This window comes from Leucobacter sp. USHLN153 (genome assembly GCF_037145615.1).
In the GTDB taxonomy this organism is placed as follows: Bacteria; Actinomycetota; Actinomycetes; order Actinomycetales; family Microbacteriaceae; genus Leucobacter.
This window is the reverse complement of sequence record NZ_JBBCXE010000002.1, coordinates 191,491-206,941: the sequence shown is the minus strand read 5'-3', so window position 1 is coordinate 206,941 and position 15,451 is coordinate 191,491. Positions and strand designations below refer to the sequence as shown.

The window sequence follows — 15,451 nt, the reverse complement described above, 5'->3', positions numbered from 1 at the left end:
CGGCTTACGTCAATAATAAACGAAAGCCCCACCTTCCGGAAGTGCGCTGGCGGCGAAACCGGGCGAAAGCTCGTACATACGTTCGAATTCTCAGCAAGAACCGACGTAAGATGGTCGGGTGACTTCGACGCCTGCCACCCCCATCAGATCGTCCGCCGCACACGCTCACATCAGCGTGCAGGGCGCGCGCGTGCACAATCTGCGGAACGTCGACCTCGCGATTCCACGCGACTCGATGGTCGTCTTCACCGGCCTCTCAGGCAGCGGCAAGTCGAGCCTCGCGTTCGACACGATCTTCGCGGAGGGCCAGCGCCGATACGTGGAATCGCTGAGCGCCTACGCCCGCCAGTTCCTGGGGCAGGTCGACCGCCCCGACGTCGACTTCATCGAGGGGCTGAGCCCCGCGGTGTCGATCGACCAGAAGTCGACGAACCGCAACCCGCGCTCGACCGTCGGCACGATCACCGAGATCTACGACTACATGCGTCTCCTCTGGGCGCGCGTCGGCATCCCGCACTGCGCCATCTGCGGCGAGCGGATCTCGTCGCAGACCGTGCAGCAGATCGCCGATCAGTTGATGGAGCTCGAGGAGCGCACGCGCTACCAGGTGCTTGCGCCGGTCGTGAGCAAGAAGAAGGGCGAGTTCGTCGACCTCTTCCAGGAGCTTGCCGCGGGCGGCTACTCGCGCGCGGTCGTCGACGGCGAGATGGTGCAGCTCTCCGACCCGCCGAAGCTCAAGAAGCAGGTAAAGCACGACATCTCGGTGGTCATCGACCGCCTCGTCGCTGGTCCGGAGATTCTCGGGCGCCTCACCGACTCCCTCGAGACAGCACTGCGGCTCGCGAACGGCATCGTCGCGATCGACTATGTGGATCGCGAGGTCGGTGCCGCTGATCGCGTACAGCAGTTCTCCGAGCAGCTCTCGTGCCCGAACCAGCATCCGGTGCAGCTCACCGAGATCGAACCGCGCACGTTCTCGTTCAACGCTCCCTTCGGCGCCTGCCCCGTCTGCTCGGGCCTCGGCACGAGCATGAGCGTGGACGAAGACCTGGTGCTCGGCGATCCCGAACTCTCGATCGCCGAGGGCGTCATCGTTCCCTGGACGAGCCAGGGTAAGAGCCTGTACCAGTACTACGAAAAGCTGCTCGTCGGTCTCTCCGACGACCTGAACTTCTCGCTTAAGACCCCCTGGTCCGAGCTCGAGGAGGACGTGCAGCAGGCCGTGCTCTACGGCAACAACTTCAAGGTGAATGTGCGGTGGCGCAACCGCTTCGGCCGCGAGGTGAAGTACTCTTCGGGCTTCGAGGGCGTGATCCCATTCATCGAGCGTCAGTACGCCGAGGCGGAGTCCGACGCGAAGCGCGACCGCTGGTCGGAGTTCCTGCGCGAGGTGCCGTGCCACGCCTGTCACGGGCAGCGGCTCAAGCCAGAGGTGCTCGCGGTGACCGTCGACGGCCAGTCGATCGCGGGCGTGGGGGAGTTCAGCCTCACCGATGCGAAGCGCTTCTTCGACGACGTCGTGCTGACCGAGCGCGAGGCGAAGATCGCGGCGCAGGTGCTGCGCGAGATCCGCCTCCGCTTCGACTTCCTCATCGAGGTCGGCCTCGGGTACCTCACCCTGGCGCGCGCCGCGGGAACGCTGTCGGGCGGCGAGGCGCAGCGGATCCGCCTCGCGACGCAGATCGGATCGGGCCTCACGGGTGTGCTGTACGTGCTCGACGAGCCGAGCATCGGCCTGCACCAGCGCGACAACCGCAGGCTCATCGAGACACTGATCAAGCTCCGGGATCTCGGAAACACGCTCATCGTCGTCGAGCACGACGAGGAGACCATCGAGGCGGCTGACTGGATTGTCGACATCGGCCCGGGCGCCGGCGTCGAGGGCGGCTCCGTGGTGCACTCGGGCGAGTACGACGAGCTGCTCCGCAACACCGAGTCGATCACGGGGGACTACCTCGCGGGTCGCCGCGGTATCGAGACGCCGAAGCGCCGCCGCAAGCGCGACCGTAAGCGCCAGCTGCAGGTGATCGGCGCGCGCTCGAACAACCTGAAGAACGTCGACGCGACGTTCCCGCTCGGCGTCATGACCGCGGTCACCGGCGTTTCGGGCTCGGGCAAGTCGACGCTCGTGAACGACATCCTGTACCGCGTGCTCGCGAACCAGTTGAACGGCGCGCGACTCGTGCCGGGCAAGCACACCCGCATTACGGGTCTCGAGCACCTCGATAAGGTCGTGCACGTGGACCAGGCACCGATCGGCCGCACCCCGCGCTCGAACCCGGCGACCTACACCGGCGTGTTTGACAAGATCCGCAACCTGTTCGCCGAGACGCCGGAGGCGAAGACCCGCGGCTATCTGCCGGGCCGCTTCAGCTTCAACGTCAAGGGCGGGCGCTGCGAGGCGTGCTCCGGCGACGGCACGCTAAAGATCGAGATGAACTTCCTCCCCGACGTGTACGTCGCGTGCGAGGTCTGCGGCGGCTCGCGGTACAACCGCGAGACCCTGCAGGTGCGTTACAAGGGCAAGAACATCTCCGAGGTACTCGAGATGCCGATCGCGGAGGCGGAGGAGTTCTTCGAGCCGATCTCGTCGATCCACCGCTACATGAAGACGCTCGTGGACGTGGGCCTCGGCTACGTGCGTCTCGGGCAGAGCGCGACCACGCTCTCGGGCGGCGAGGCGCAGCGCGTGAAGCTCGCGACCGAGCTGCAGAAGCGCTCGAACGGACGCAGCATCTACGTGCTCGACGAGCCGACCACCGGCCTGCACTTCGAGGACGTGCGCAAACTCCTGCTCGTGCTCAACGGTCTGGTCGACAAGGGCAACACGGTCATCACGATCGAGCACAACCTCGACGTTATTCGCAGCGCCGACTGGGTCATCGATCTCGGCCCCGAGGGCGGCTCAGGCGGCGGCACGATCATCGCCGAGGGCACGCCCGAGCAGCTCGCCGAGGCGTCGGAGAGCCACACGGGCCAGTTCCTGAGCGAGGTGCTGCACGGTCGGGCGAAAGCCTCGGCTTGAACGCCACAGACCACCGAGTGTCCTTCCGCCCGGCGACGGGGGAGATCCCCACGTCGCCGGGCGTCTACCGCTTCAGCGACCGCCACGGTCGCGTGCTCTACATCGGCAAGGCGAAGAACCTGCGGGCGCGCCTCGCGAACTACTTCCAGCCCGAGCACTCGCTCATGCCGCGCACCCGCACGATGCTCATGCTCGCCGCGAAGCTCGACTGGACCGTCGTCGCGACCGACACCGAGTCGCTCGTGCTCGAGCACACCTGGATCACCGAGTACAAGCCGCCCTTCAACGTCCAGTTCAAGGACGACAAGTCGTACCCGTACCTCGCGGTCACCCTCCGCGAGGAGTCGCCACGACTCGTGATCACCCGCAACGAGCGGATTCGCGGGGCGAAGTACTTCGGCCCGTATCCGAAGGTCTGGGCGCTGCGCGAGACGACGAGCCTCCTGCAGCAGGCGTTCCCGATCCGCACCTGCAACGACGCCGACTACCGGCGGGCGATGTCCACGGGCCGGCCGTGCCTCGCGGGCCAGATCGGTCGGTGCAACGGGCCGTGCTCCCACAGGGTCACCATCGCGGAGCACCGCGAGCGGGTGAACGAACTCGTCGCGTTCCTGAACGGCGGCGACACGAGCCACCTGAAGCGACTGCAGCGCCGGATGAAGGAAGCCGCCCAGGAGCAGCGGTACGAGGAGGCAGCGCGCCTGCGCGACCAGGCGCAGGCCGTCGAGCACGTGATGGAGAAGAACGCCGTCGTGCTCGGCCTCGACGTCAACCTCGACGTGTTCGGGCTGCGGTCGGACGAGCTCGCGGCGGCAGCGCACCAGTTCATCATTCGCGGGGGGCGGATCCGAGGAGAGCGAAGCTGGATCGTAGACGTCGAACTCGACGATTCACCCGAGACGCTCCTCGAGCAGGTGCTGCAGTCGGCGTACGAGGGCGAGCGCGAACCACCGCCGCAGATCCTCGTGCCGCAGCTTCCAGCGAACTCAGGGGAGTTGGAAGAGGCGCTGTCGACGCTCCGACCGCGCCGCGGCCGCGTGACCATCCGCGTGCCCGAGCGCGGCGACAAGGTGCAGCTCATGGACCGCGCGGTGCTCAACGCGGGCGAGCACCTGATCCGCCACAAGCTCAAGCGCGCCGCTGACCTCACCGCGCGCACCGACGCACTGGCGGAGCTGCAGCGCTCGCTCGGTATGGACGAGCCACCGCTCCGGATCGAGTGCATCGACGTCTCGCACCTGCAGGGCACCGGCGTGGTCGCCTCCCTCGTGGTCTTCGAGGACGGCCTGCCCGCGAAGGGCGCGTATCGCAAGTACCGCATCGAGCAGACCACCGACGACACCGACTCGATCCACCAGGTCGTCTCGCGTCGCGCGGCGCAGCTCAACGCGGCGCGGGAGGCCGACCTGCCCCCGAGCGGCGTTTACCGGGACCGCCCGCAACTCCTCATCGTCGACGGCGGCGAACCGCAGGTGAAGGCCGCCGCGCGTGCGCTCGCGGAGGCCGGCATCGACGACATCGCCCTCTGCGGCATCGCGAAGCGCCTCGAGGAGATCTGGCTCCCCGGCGACCCGTTCCCCGTGATCCTGCCGCGGACGAGCGAGGCGCTGTTCCTCGTGCAGCGCGTGCGCGACGAGGCGCACCGCTTCGCGATCACGTTCCAGCGGCAGCGCCGCAGCACCTCGATCGCGAGCCGGCTCTCCGAGATTCCGGGTCTCGGCCCCAAGCGCGTGCAGGCGCTCCTCAAGTATTTCGGCTCCGTGGCGCGCCTGCGCGCCGCCTCGCTGGCCGAACTCTCCGCCGCGCCCGGGGTCGGGCCGAAGCTGGCCGAGCAGATCCTCAGCCACCTGCAAACGCCCCAGGCGCCGGACGCTAAGCTAGACGACGAAGTTGAAGCAGGGCGGGGAGAGGAGAACGGCGCATGAACGACGCGGTGTCCCAGCAGGAGATCCTCATCGTCACTGGAATGTCGGGCGCCGGGCGCAGCACGGTGGCGAACACCCTGGAAGACCTCGGCTGGTACGTCGTCGACAACCTCCCGCTCGCGATGCTGAAGACGCTCGCCGACATGGCGGATCGCTCCGGGGGAGCGCTGCCGAAGATCGTCGCGGTGGTCGACGTGCGCGGTCGCGACCTGTTCCAGGACATCCAGGCAACGGTGAGCGAACTGCGCGGCAACGCGACGGTGCGCGTCGTGTTCCTCGATGCCACGGACGAGATCCTCGTGCGACGCTACGAATCGGTGCGGCGCCCGCACCCCCTGCAGGGGGAGGAGCGGAGCCTGCTGGAGGGGATCCAGCTTGAGCGGGAGCGTCTCCGCGAGCTGCGCGCTTCGAGCGACGTCGTCATCGATACGTCTCGGTACAACGTGCACGATCTCTCGACGGCGACGCGCGAGCTGTTCTCAGACGACGACACTCCCGGCCTGCAGCTCTCTGTCTCGAGCTTCGGCTTCAAGTACGGTGCCCCCACCGACGTTGATCTCATGGTCGACATGCGCTTCCTCCCGAACCCGTTCTGGGAGCCCGAGCTGCGGCCCCTCACGGGCGTCGACCGCGAGGTCAAGGAATACGTGCTCAGCCGAGAAGGCGCCGCCGAGTTCCTGGACAACTACGTGGCCGCACTCGCTCCCGTGCTCGCCGGGTTCCAGCGCGAGAACAAGCGCCACGCATCACTCGCGGTAGGATGCACCGGCGGCAAGCACCGTTCGGTGGCCACCGCCCGAGAGCTCGCAGACCGCCTCGCCGGCCTGCCGGGCGTGAGCGTCAGCTTGCGCCACCGCGACCTCGGTCGCGAATAGTCGAATAGTCGCCAGCGCGACGCCTCACAAACTTCTCACATACCTGTTCCTGAAAGGACCCCATTCGTGCTGTCTACCCCCGAGGTCAAGAGCGAACTCGTGCGATTCGCGGTGCAGCGCACCGGCGAACGCGTCGCCGAGGTCGCCACGATCCTCCGTCTTGCAGGCGGACTGCACACCATCTCCGGCCGCATCGCCCTCGAGGCCGAGCTGCACACCCCGCAGATCGTGCAGCGCGTGCGCAAGGACCTCGCAGAGCTGTACGGCATTCGGTCCGACGCGAAGCAGTTGCCGCCGTCGAGCACCCGCCCGGGTGCGCCGCAGTTCCTCGTCCGCGTGATCGACGGTGAGACCCTCGCCCGTCAGCTCGGGCTCCTCGACCAGCGACGCCGTCAAATCCGCGGCCTCCCGAACCGACTGACGACCGGAGCACAGGCCGAACTCGCGGCGATCTGGCGCGGCGCGTTCCTCGCACGCGGCGGGCTCACGGCGCCGGGCCGATCCGCCAGCCTCGAAATCGCGTGCCCGAGCAACGAGGTCGCAATGGCGCTCGTGGGCGCGGCGAGCAGGATCGGCGTCGACACGAAGAGCCGCGAGATCCGAGGCCAGCACAAGGTCCTGATCCGCGACAGCGAGGCGATCAGCCAGATGCTCGGCCTGATGGGCGCGGAGCAGGCCCGCACGAGCTGGGACGAGCTCCGCCGCGCACGGGAGACGCGCGCGACCGCGAACCGCCTGGTGAACTTCGATGACGCGAACCTGCGGCGCTCCGCTCAGGCCTCGGTGGCTGCCTGCGCCCGTGTGGAACGCGCGCTGGAGATCCTCGGCGACACCGTTCCCGAGCACCTGCGTTACGCAGGTGAGCTGCGCCTCAAGCACCGCGAGGCGAGCCTCGACGACCTCGGTGCGCGCGCGGAACCCGTGCTCACGAAGGATGCGGTCGCGGGGCGGATCCGCCGCCTGCTCGCCATGGCCGACAAGGAAGCCTCCGTGCGCGGCATCCCCGGTACCGAGGCGAGCCTGCCCGACGAGCTCGACTCGATATAGCGGAGAGCGAACATCGGCGGATCGGCCACTGAGTGCGACCGGTTTCCCGCCCGAGGGGCCGTGCCGCGCCATAGACTGAGAAGGACCACTGTTCCTCGAGAGATTGGAGCGCCACATGGCTGCTTACTCACTTCCTGATCTTCCTTACGATTACGCCGCTCTCGAGCCGCATATCAGCGGCAAGATCATGCAGCTGCACCACGACAAGCACCACCAGGCTTACGTGACCGGCGCGAACAACGCCCTCGAGCAGCTCGGCGAAGCTCGCGAGAACAACGACTTCGCGAACATCAACCGCCTCGAGAAGGACCTCGCGTTCCACCTCGGCGGTCACACGAACCACACCGTCTTCTGGAACAACCTGTCGCCGGAGGGCGGCGGGGAACCCGAGGGCGAGCTCGCTGCGGCGATCAAGGATCAGTTCGGCTCGTTCGCCGCGTTCCAGGCGCAGTTCGCCGCCGCGGCGAACGGCATCCAGGGCTCGGGCTGGTCGGTGCTCGCGTGGGACTCGATCGGATCGCGCCTCTCGATCTTCCAGCTCTTCGATCAGCAGTCGAACGTGCCGCTCGGCCTGACGCCGCTGCTCATGCTCGACATGTGGGAGCACGCCTTCTACCTCGACTACCTCAACGTCAAGGCGGACTACGTCAAGGCGTTCTGGAACCTCGCGAACTGGCAGGACGTCGCTGCGCGTTTCGATCGCGCGCGCACGCAGACCCCCGGCCTGATCTAAGACCCGCGACCCGAGGAGTACACGCACCCCATGCGCACCATAGAAACCCTGGGATCACTGCGTTCGCGGACGGTCATCGTCCGGTGTGATCTCAATGTGCCGCTCAGCGACGGCGTCATCACCGACGACGGACGGATCCGCGCTTCGCTCGCGACGATCCGCGAGTTGCGCGACGCCGGCGCGAAGCTCGTGCTCATCAGCCACCTGGGCCGCCCGAAGGGCGAGCCCGATCCGCAGTTCTCACTGCGACCGGTGGCCGAACGCATGAGCGAGCTCCTGGGTGCGCAGGTGCGCTTCGTCGAGGAGACGGTCGGAGATGCCGCGCAGGCCGCGGTCTCCGACCTCTCCGACGGCGAGGTGATGCTTCTCGAGAACCTCCGGTTCAATGCCGCGGAGACGAGCAAGGACGCTGCCGAGCGGCGAGCTTTCGCGGAGCAGCTGGCCGCATATGCCGATGCCTTCGTCTCGGACGGCTTCGGCGTCGTGCACCGCAAGCAGGCGAGCGTGTACGAACTCGCGCAGCTGCTCCCGAGCGCCGCGGGGCGCCTGGTCGCGGCGGAGCTCGAGGTGCTCGAACGCCTCACCGTGGATCCGAAGCGGCCCTACACGGTCGTGCTCGGCGGCTCGAAGGTCTCCGACAAACTCGGCGTGATCGCGCACCTGCTCGATCGGGTCGACACCCTCCTCATCGGCGGCGGCATGCTGTTCACGTTCCTCCGCGCACAGGGCCACGCGGTCGCCTCCAGCCTCCTCGAAGAGGACCAGCTCGACACCGTGCGCGGCTATCTCGCCGAGGCAGAGCGGCGGGGCGTGCGGATCGTGCTGCCCACCGACGTGGTCGTCGCCGAACGCTTCGGCGACGATGCCGCCCACGAGGTCGTCGCCGCGGACGCGATCGAGTCATCGAGCTTCGGTGCCTCCGGCATCGGGCTCGACATCGGACCCGATTCGGCCGAGGCCTTCGCGCGTGAGATCGCCGGCTCGCAGATCGTCTTCTGGAACGGGCCGATGGGCGTCTTCGAAATGGAGGCCTTCGCATCGGGCACGCGCACGGTTGCCCGCGCGCTGACCGAGACTTCGGCGTTCACCGTCGTCGGCGGGGGAGACTCCGCTGCAGCAGTGCGCGCCCTCGGCTTCTCCGACGATCAGTTCGGTCACATCTCGACCGGCGGCGGAGCGAGCCTCGAGTTCCTCGAGGGCAAGTCGCTCCCCGGTCTCGAGGTGCTCGCGTGAGCGGCGCCGCGGCCGAGGCCGCTGAGTCCGGCGCAGCGTCGGTCGACAATGCAGCGCAGCGCGAACCGCTGCCGTTTGTCGAGCGCACCCCGCTCATCGCCGGCAATTGGAAGATGAACCTCGACCATCTGCAGGCCATCGCGTTGGTGCAGAAGGTCGCATGGGCACTGCAGGATGCGCGCCACGACTACGCGGCCACCGAGGTCGCGGTCTTCCCGCCGTTCACGGACCTGCGCTCGGTGCAGACGCTCCTCGCGGCCGACAAGCTCTCGCTCGCGCTCGGTGCCCAAGACCTGTCTCCCCATGAGTCCGGCGCGTACACGGGCGACATCTCCGCGGCGATGCTCGCGAAGCTCGATGTCGCCTACGCGCTCGTCGGCCACTCGGAGCGACGCGGCGGGCACGGCGAAAGCGATGAGACGGTGGGCCTGAAAGCTCGCGCCGCCAGCGCAGCGGGTGTCGTGCCGGTCATTTGCGTGGGCGAGACCGCGGAAGACCTGGAGCAGCATGGCGCCGCGGCGATCCCGCTCGCTCAGATCACCGCTGCCCTCGAGCACCTGCCTCGAGACGCCGAGTTCGTGGTGGCGTATGAGCCAGTGTGGGCGATCGGCAGCGGTCAGGCCGCAACGCCGCAGCAGGCGGAGGACGTCGCGCGCGCGCTCCGGGAGCGCCTGCGAGACGTGCGCGACGACGAGCGGGCGGCCGCGACCCGGATCCTCTACGGTGGATCGGTGACCAGCCAGAACATCGCCGGCTTCCTCGGTCAGCCGAACGTGGACGGCGCCCTCGTGGGCGGCGCGAGCCTGAAGGCGGACGAGTTCTCGCGCATCGTGCAGTTCAAGAAGCATGTGACGGCGGCCTGACCTTCCGCTCACCGGTATACTGGAATTTGGCTGTTCGCGCCCGAACCCCGAAAGGTGCAACTTCGTGCTCATCCTCAAGATCATTCTGCTCGTCATCCTGGTGCTCACGAGCTTGCTGCTGACCCTGTTCATCCTGCTCCATAAGGGGCGCGGCGGCGGTCTTTCCGACATGTTCGGCGGGGGCGTGACTTCAAGCCTGGGCTCTTCAGGCGTCGCAGAACGCAACTTGAACCGCATCACCATCGTGGTGTCACTCGTGTGGTTCGCATCGGTCGTCGGTCTCGGGCTCATCGCCCGGTTCTCCGTCGTCTGATTAACAGCAGTAGAAAGGCAATTCGTGGCAGGCAGCAACGCCATTCGCGGCGCCCGCGTCGGATCCGGCCCCATGGGGGAGAAGGATCACGGCTCGCGCGCCGAGCGCACGCAGATCTCGTACTGGGACGCCCTTGGAAATGAGACGGTCCGCTACTTCGCAGCGGACGTCCCCGAGGAGGAGATCCCGGATCAGATCGACTCCCCGACGACCGGACTTCCGGCGGGGCGCGACCGGGAGAACCCACCGCAGCTCCTGAAGAACGAGCCGTTCAAGACGCACCTCGCGTACGTCAAGGAGCGCCGCACGCCCGAAGAAGCGGAGGAACTGCTCGAGGCCGCGCTCGAGAAGCTGCGCATGCGGCGCGGAACGGCGCGGAAGTCGGCGTAACGCCGAACGGGACGTTGTCGAAACGCGAAAGGCCCCCGGGGAGATTTCCCACGGGGGCCTTTCGCGTTTCACTGTTCGGAACGGCTGGCCCGAACGATCGCGAGCGGGCGCTACTCGGCGCGTTCGAGCGCCTCGATGAGCGCGCGGATCGTCGCCGCGGGATCCGAGGCCGCGAGTGCGAACACGGGGCGCTCGCGCTCCGCGAGGACGCCGCGGTCCCCACGCGCCTGGGCGGTGATGAGCGCGTCGAAGCCCCGCTCGGCGCCCGGAATCGGGAGCGGCTCGGGATCCGCCGCCGAGAGCTGCAGGAAGAGCGCAGCCGAGGGGCCGCCCTTGTGCAGCTGACCGGTCGAGTGGAGATAGCTCGGGCCCCAGCCGAGTGCGACGGGCACCCGGAGCGAACGCGCGAGCAGGTCGCGCAACTCGCGCAGCGGATCGGCGACCTCGCCCTGAGGGTCGAGGTACGCCTGCAGCGAAACGTAACCGGCACCGACCGCCGCGTCGCGCAGGGCTCGCGCGAGCGCGTCGGCGTCGGCCGCGGTGCCCTCGAGCTCGACGCCCTCCGGCGCCGCGAGCAGGCGTGCGCCCGCGAGGCCGGGGAGCGTCGTACCGCTGGGCTCAGCGGCGGCATCATCACTCGCGAGCGCCTCGCGCGCCGCGACCTTTGCGGACTCCACGTCGGGCTGATTGAACGGGTCGATACCCATGAGTCGGCCGAGCGCTGCGGTCGCGACCTCCCAGACGAGGAACTGCGCGCCGAGCGACGCGGCGACGCTGATCGCGGGGTCGGCCGGGGCGAACAGGGCCGCGGTATCCGCGCCCGCAGTGCCCGAGTCGGACACACCGACAACGACCGCGCTCTCGGGCACGTCCGTCAACTCGGGCGCCGAGGCGTCGAGCGCGATCGGCAGCACCCCCTGCCCGTCCTTGCCCGTCGACTCAGCGACGAGCTGCTCGATCCAGCGCCCGAGACCCCACTTCGCGGTCGGCGACTCGGTGACGGCGAGCACGAAGCGCCGGGGGAGACCCGCAGCGATCGCAGCTGCGACCTGGAGCGCCGGGTTCTCGGGCGAATCCGCCGCGACCGCCTCGCGCACCGCGGCAGCGTTGTCGAGCAACCGCTCGAGGTCCACGCCCGCGAGACCGGACGGCACGAGGCCGAAGGCCGTCAGCGCGGAGAATCGCCCGCCGACGTTCGGGTCGGCCGTGAAAACGTGGCGGCCTGCGGCGCGCGACTCCTCCTCGAGCGGCGAGCCCGGGTCGGTGACGATGACGATGCGGCCCGCGGGCTCGATCCCCGCCGTGCGGAAGGCGTCCTCGAACGCGGCCAGGTGGCTGCGTGTCTCGATCGTGCCGCCCGACTTCGAGCTGACGATCACGGCGGTGCGCGACAGGTCGCCCGAGAGCACGCGCCGCACCGCCGTCGGGTAGGTCGAGTCGATCATGGTCAGATCGGCGCCGGCCCACTGCGTGATGACCGCGGGCGCGAGGCTCGATCCGCCCATCCCGCAGAGCACGAAGCGATCGACGCCATCGGCGTGGAACTCCTCGCGGAGACGCGCGATGCGCGGGAGGAGCTCGGCCGCGGCAGTGGCGACCTCGGTCCACCCGAGCCGGATCGCGGCCTCCTCCGCAGCGTCAGCGCCCCAGAGCGAGGCGTCGTGCGCGAAAATGCGCGAGGCGACCTGATCCTCGACGAGCTGGGTGAGCGCCGCATTCGCCTCGGCCACTCCCGTGGGAACCGACACCTCGACGGCCGACATCAGCGCGCCTCGCGAAGCGCCCGCTCGACCGTGCCCTGCAGCTCGGCCCAGGAGTCGTCGAACTTCTGCAGGCCCTCGCGCTCGAGCAGATCGGTCACCTCGACGTACGAGATGCCCTGCCCGTCGATCGCGTTGAGCAGCTGATTCGCCTCCGCGTAGCCGCCCGTGACGGTGTCGCCCGTGACCTCACCGTGGTCGGCGAATGCGTTCAGCGTCGCCTCCGGCATGGTGTTCACGGTGCTCGGGGCAACGAGGCCGGCGACGTACGCGGTGTCGGGGAGCGCCGGATCCTTCACGCCCGTCGACGCCCAGAGCGGCCGCTGCGGGTTCGCGCCGAGTTCGATGAGGAAGCGCGCTCGCTCCGTGTCGAACGACTGCTCGAACACCTCGTAAGCGAGACGGGCGTTGGCGATGCCCGCCTGACCGGTGAGCGCGAGCGCCTCGGGGGTCCCGACCTCGCGCAGTCGCCGATCCACCTCGGTGTCGACGCGCGACACGAAGAAGGAGGCGACCGAGTGGATCGTCGAGAGGTCGATACCCGCGGCACGCGCCCGCTCGAGACCCGAGAGGTAGGCGTTGATGACGGCGCGGTACCGCTCGAGGCTGAAGATCAGGGTCACGTTGACGCTGATGCCCGCCGCGATGGTCTCCGTGATCGCGTCGAGGCCCTCGACGGTCGCGGGGATCTTGATCATCGCGTTCGGGCGGTCGACGCGCTGCCACAACTCCCGGGCCTGGGCCACCGTGCCGGCCGTGTCGCGGGCGAGGCCGGGCTCGACCTCGATCGACACCCGGCCGTCGCGCCCGTCCGAGGAGGCGTACACGCCGGCGAACAGGTCGCAGGCGTCCGCGACGTCGGCCGTCGTCAGCTCGACGATCGCGGCATCGGTGTCGAGACCGCGGCCGGCGGCGTCCGCGAGCCGGTCACCGTATCCGTCGCCCCCGCCGATGGCGTTCGCGAAGATCGTGGGGTTCGTCGTCACACCGACGACGTTCACTTCCTCGATGAGCCGAGCGAGCTCACCGCTCTCGAGGCGCTTCCGCGAGAGATCGTCGAGCCAGATGCTGACGCCCGCCTCGCTCAGAGATGCGGTTCGTGAATTCGACATCGCGTTCAGTCCTTTCGATCGGGGTCGGGGTTACGCGGCGAGCGACGCCTGGGCGGCGGCCACGACGGCGTCCGTCGTGATCCCGAACTCCCGGAACAGGGTCTCGTAGTCAGCCGAAGCGCCGAAGTGCTCGATGGAGACGGAGCGGCCGCGATCGCCGACGAAGCGCTCCCAGCCGAGCGACAGGCCGGCCTCGACGCTCACGCGCGCGGTGACGGCCTTCGGCAGCACGCTCTCGCGGTACTCCTCGCTCTGCTCCGCGAACCACTCGAGGCAGGGGGCGGACACGACGCGCGCGCCGACACCCTCAGCCGCGAGACGCTCGCGCGCCTCGACCGCGAGCTGCACCTCGGAGCCCGTCGCGATGAGCAGCACGTCGGTCGATGCCGTGGGCGAGTCGGCGAGCACGTAGGCACCGCGGCGCACGCCATCGGCAGCTTCCTCGACCGAGGCGAAGTCGCCGCCGCGGGGGAGCACCGGCACGTTCTGACGGGTCAGCGCGAGCCCGGCAGGCCCCGCGGTCCGCGTGAGAATCTCGTGCCAGGCGATCGCGGTTTCGTTCGCGTCCGCCGGACGCACCACCGAGAGGTTCGGGATCGCCCGGAGCGTTGCCAGCTGCTCGATCGGCTGATGCGTCGGGCCGTCCTCGCCGAGCGCGATCGAGTCGTGCGTCCACACGAACACCGACGGCACGTTCATGAGCGCCGCCAGGCGCACGGCCGGGCGCATGTAATCGCTGAAGATGAGGAAGGTGCCGCCGTAGCTACGGGTCTTGCCGTGGAGCTGAATTCCGTTGAGGATCGCCCCCATCGCGTGCTCCCGGATGCCGAAATGGAGCACGCGCCCGTAGGGGTCGCCCTGCCACGACTTCGTGGAGTGGTCGGCGGGCACGAAGGAGGGCGCGTTCGGAATCGTGGTGTTGTTCGATCCTGCGAGGTCAGCGGAGCCGCCCCACAGCTCGGGCATCACGGGGCCGAGCGCGGCGAGCACCTTGCCGCTCGCTGAACGCGTCGCGATGCTCTCGCCCGGCTCGAACGCGGGCAGCACCGCGAGCGCCTCTGCGGGAAGTTCGCCGGCCTCGAGCCGATCGAACAGCGCCTTGCGCTCCGGATTCGCGTCCGCCCAGGCGTCGAAGCCCGTCTGCCACTCCTTGCGCTTCTCAGCGCCGCGCTGCACGGCGCCGCGCGCGCGCTCGATGACCTCGGGCGCGACAACGAAGTGCTGATCCGGATCGAAGCCGAGCGCGTGCTTCAGGCCCGCGATCTCCTCGCCGCCGAGCTTCGAACCGTGGATGCCGCCCGTGTTCTGCTTGCCAGGGGAGGGCCAGCCGATGATCGTCTTCAGGATGATGAGGCTCGGCTTCGCGGTCTCGGCCTGCGCCGCGGTGATCGCCGCGTGGAGCTCGTGGATGTCTTCGGCGTAGACGCCGGTCTTCTTCCAGTCGACCTCGAGCACCTGCCAGCCATAGGACTCGTAGCGCTTCGCGACGTCCTCGGAGAAGGAGATGTCGGTGTCGTCCTCGATCGAGATCTGGTTCGAGTCGTAGATCGCGATGAGGTTGCCGAGCTCCTGGTGGCCCGCGAGCGAGGACGCCTCGCTCGTCACGCCCTCCTGCAGGTCACCGTCACCCGCGACGACGTAGATGTGGTGGTCGAACGGGCTCGTGCCCGGAGCCGCCTCGGGGTCGAACAACCCGCGCTCGTACCGCGCCGCGTAGGCGAAGCCCACCGCCGAGGCGAGGCCCTGGCCGAGAGGGCCGGTCGTGATCTCGACGCCGTCGGTGTGTCCGTACTCGGGGTGACCCGGGGTCTTCGAGCCCCAAGTGCGCAGACTCTTGAGGTCTTCGAGCTCCAGCCCGTAGCCGCCCAGGTAGAGCTGCACGTACTGGGTGAGCGAAGAGTGGCCCACCGACAGGATGAAGCGGTCGCGGCCCACCCACTTCGGGTCGGTCGGGTCGTGCCGCAGCACCTTCTGGTGCAGCAGATAGGAGAGCGGCGCCAGGCTGATCGCGGTGCCGGGGTGGCCATTGCCCACCTTCTCGACGGCGTCAGCCGCCAGCACGCGTGCGGTGTCTACCGCGCGATCGTCGAGCTCGTCCCACTGCAGTTCGTTTGCCAAGAGATCCCTTTCCACCGGAGGCGGTACACGGCCTACCCGCACCTCGCACAATCTTAT

General features: G+C 68.7%; 12 protein-coding genes. 9 read left to right on the top strand and 3 right to left on the bottom strand.

Features of this window, described 5'->3' with window-relative positions:
* Positions 1 to 118: 118 nt before the first annotated feature.
* The 9 genes from uvrA to WFH00_RS04095 all read left to right on the top strand — a co-directional run bounded on the left by uvrA (position 119) and on the right by WFH00_RS04095 (position 10,404).
* On the top strand, positions 119 to 3,025 hold the full coding sequence (uvrA, locus tag WFH00_RS04135) for an excinuclease ABC subunit UvrA (RefSeq protein ID WP_336659360.1): 2,907 nt from the start codon (positions 119 to 121) through the stop codon (positions 3,023 to 3,025).
* Entirely contained in the window at positions 3,022 to 4,950 is a 1,929-nt protein-coding gene (gene uvrC / locus WFH00_RS04130) for an excinuclease ABC subunit UvrC (protein ID WP_336659359.1), read from the top strand. Before uvrA ends, uvrC begins: the two co-directional genes overlap by 4 nt.
* Positions 4,947 to 5,825, top strand: coding sequence for an RNase adapter RapZ (gene rapZ, locus WFH00_RS04125; RefSeq protein ID WP_336659358.1), 879 nt, complete (start codon positions 4,947 to 4,949; stop codon positions 5,823 to 5,825). Before uvrC ends, rapZ begins: the two co-directional genes overlap by 4 nt.
* A 66-nt stretch (positions 5,826 to 5,891) precedes the next feature.
* On the top strand, positions 5,892 to 6,872 hold the full coding sequence (whiA, locus tag WFH00_RS04120; protein WP_336659357.1) for a DNA-binding protein WhiA: 981 nt from the start codon (positions 5,892 to 5,894) through the stop codon (positions 6,870 to 6,872).
* A 115-nt stretch (positions 6,873 to 6,987) separates the two neighbouring features.
* Positions 6,988 to 7,605: a superoxide dismutase gene (locus WFH00_RS04115; protein ID WP_336659355.1), complete on the top strand. Its 618-nt coding sequence runs from the start codon at positions 6,988 to 6,990 to the stop codon at positions 7,603 to 7,605.
* Positions 7,606 to 7,635: 30 nt separating this feature from the next.
* Positions 7,636 to 8,838, top strand: a complete 1,203-nt coding sequence (locus tag WFH00_RS04110) for a phosphoglycerate kinase (protein WP_336659354.1) — start codon at positions 7,636 to 7,638, stop codon at positions 8,836 to 8,838.
* Positions 8,839 to 8,906: 68 nt separating this feature from the next.
* Positions 8,907 to 9,701, top strand: coding sequence for a triose-phosphate isomerase (gene tpiA / locus WFH00_RS04105; RefSeq protein ID WP_336659738.1), 795 nt, complete (start codon positions 8,907 to 8,909; stop codon positions 9,699 to 9,701).
* 64 nt (positions 9,702 to 9,765) lie between these two features.
* Entirely contained in the window at positions 9,766 to 10,014 is a 249-nt protein-coding gene (gene secG, locus WFH00_RS04100; RefSeq protein WP_336659353.1) for a preprotein translocase subunit SecG, read from the top strand.
* A gap of 24 nt (positions 10,015 to 10,038) precedes the next feature.
* Complete coding sequence (locus WFH00_RS04095) at positions 10,039 to 10,404, top strand: RNA polymerase-binding protein RbpA (protein ID WP_336659352.1); 366 nt, start codon at positions 10,039 to 10,041, stop codon at positions 10,402 to 10,404.
* A gap of 110 nt (positions 10,405 to 10,514) precedes the next feature.
* Here WFH00_RS04095 and WFH00_RS04090 read toward each other — a convergent pair whose 3' ends face one another.
* From WFH00_RS04090 to tkt, 3 genes are read right to left on the bottom strand one after another with little or no spacing between them, the layout of a single operon-like run.
* Positions 10,515 to 12,167, bottom strand: a complete 1,653-nt coding sequence (locus tag WFH00_RS04090) for a glucose-6-phosphate isomerase (protein ID WP_336659351.1) — start codon at positions 12,165 to 12,167, stop codon at positions 10,515 to 10,517.
* Positions 12,167 to 13,276, bottom strand: a complete 1,110-nt coding sequence (tal, locus tag WFH00_RS04085) for a transaldolase (RefSeq protein WP_336659350.1) — start codon at positions 13,274 to 13,276, stop codon at positions 12,167 to 12,169. The genes WFH00_RS04090 and tal overlap by 1 nt, the downstream gene beginning before the upstream one ends.
* A gap of 30 nt (positions 13,277 to 13,306) precedes the next feature.
* Complete coding sequence (tkt, locus tag WFH00_RS04080) at positions 13,307 to 15,394, bottom strand: transketolase (RefSeq protein ID WP_336659349.1); 2,088 nt, start codon at positions 15,392 to 15,394, stop codon at positions 13,307 to 13,309.
* Positions 15,395 to 15,451 lie beyond the last annotated feature (57 nt).

Bases quoted from the DNA above. Each gene is read 5' to 3' on its own strand.
- rapZ (WP_336659358.1), top strand. From the start codon at position 4,947: ATGAACGACGCGGTGTCCCAGCAGGAGATCCTCATCGTCACTGGAATG.
- WFH00_RS04115 (WP_336659355.1), top strand. From the start codon at position 6,988: ATGGCTGCTTACTCACTTCCTGATCTTCCTTACGATTACGCCGCTCTC.
- WFH00_RS04110 (WP_336659354.1), top strand. From the start codon at position 7,636: ATGCGCACCATAGAAACCCTGGGATCACTGCGTTCGCGGACGGTCATC.
- WFH00_RS04090 (WP_336659351.1), bottom strand. From the start codon at position 12,167: ATGTCGGCCGTCGAGGTGTCGGTTCCCACGGGAGTGGCCGAGGCGAAT.
- tal (WP_336659350.1), bottom strand. From the start codon at position 13,276: ATGTCGAATTCACGAACCGCATCTCTGAGCGAGGCGGGCGTCAGCATC.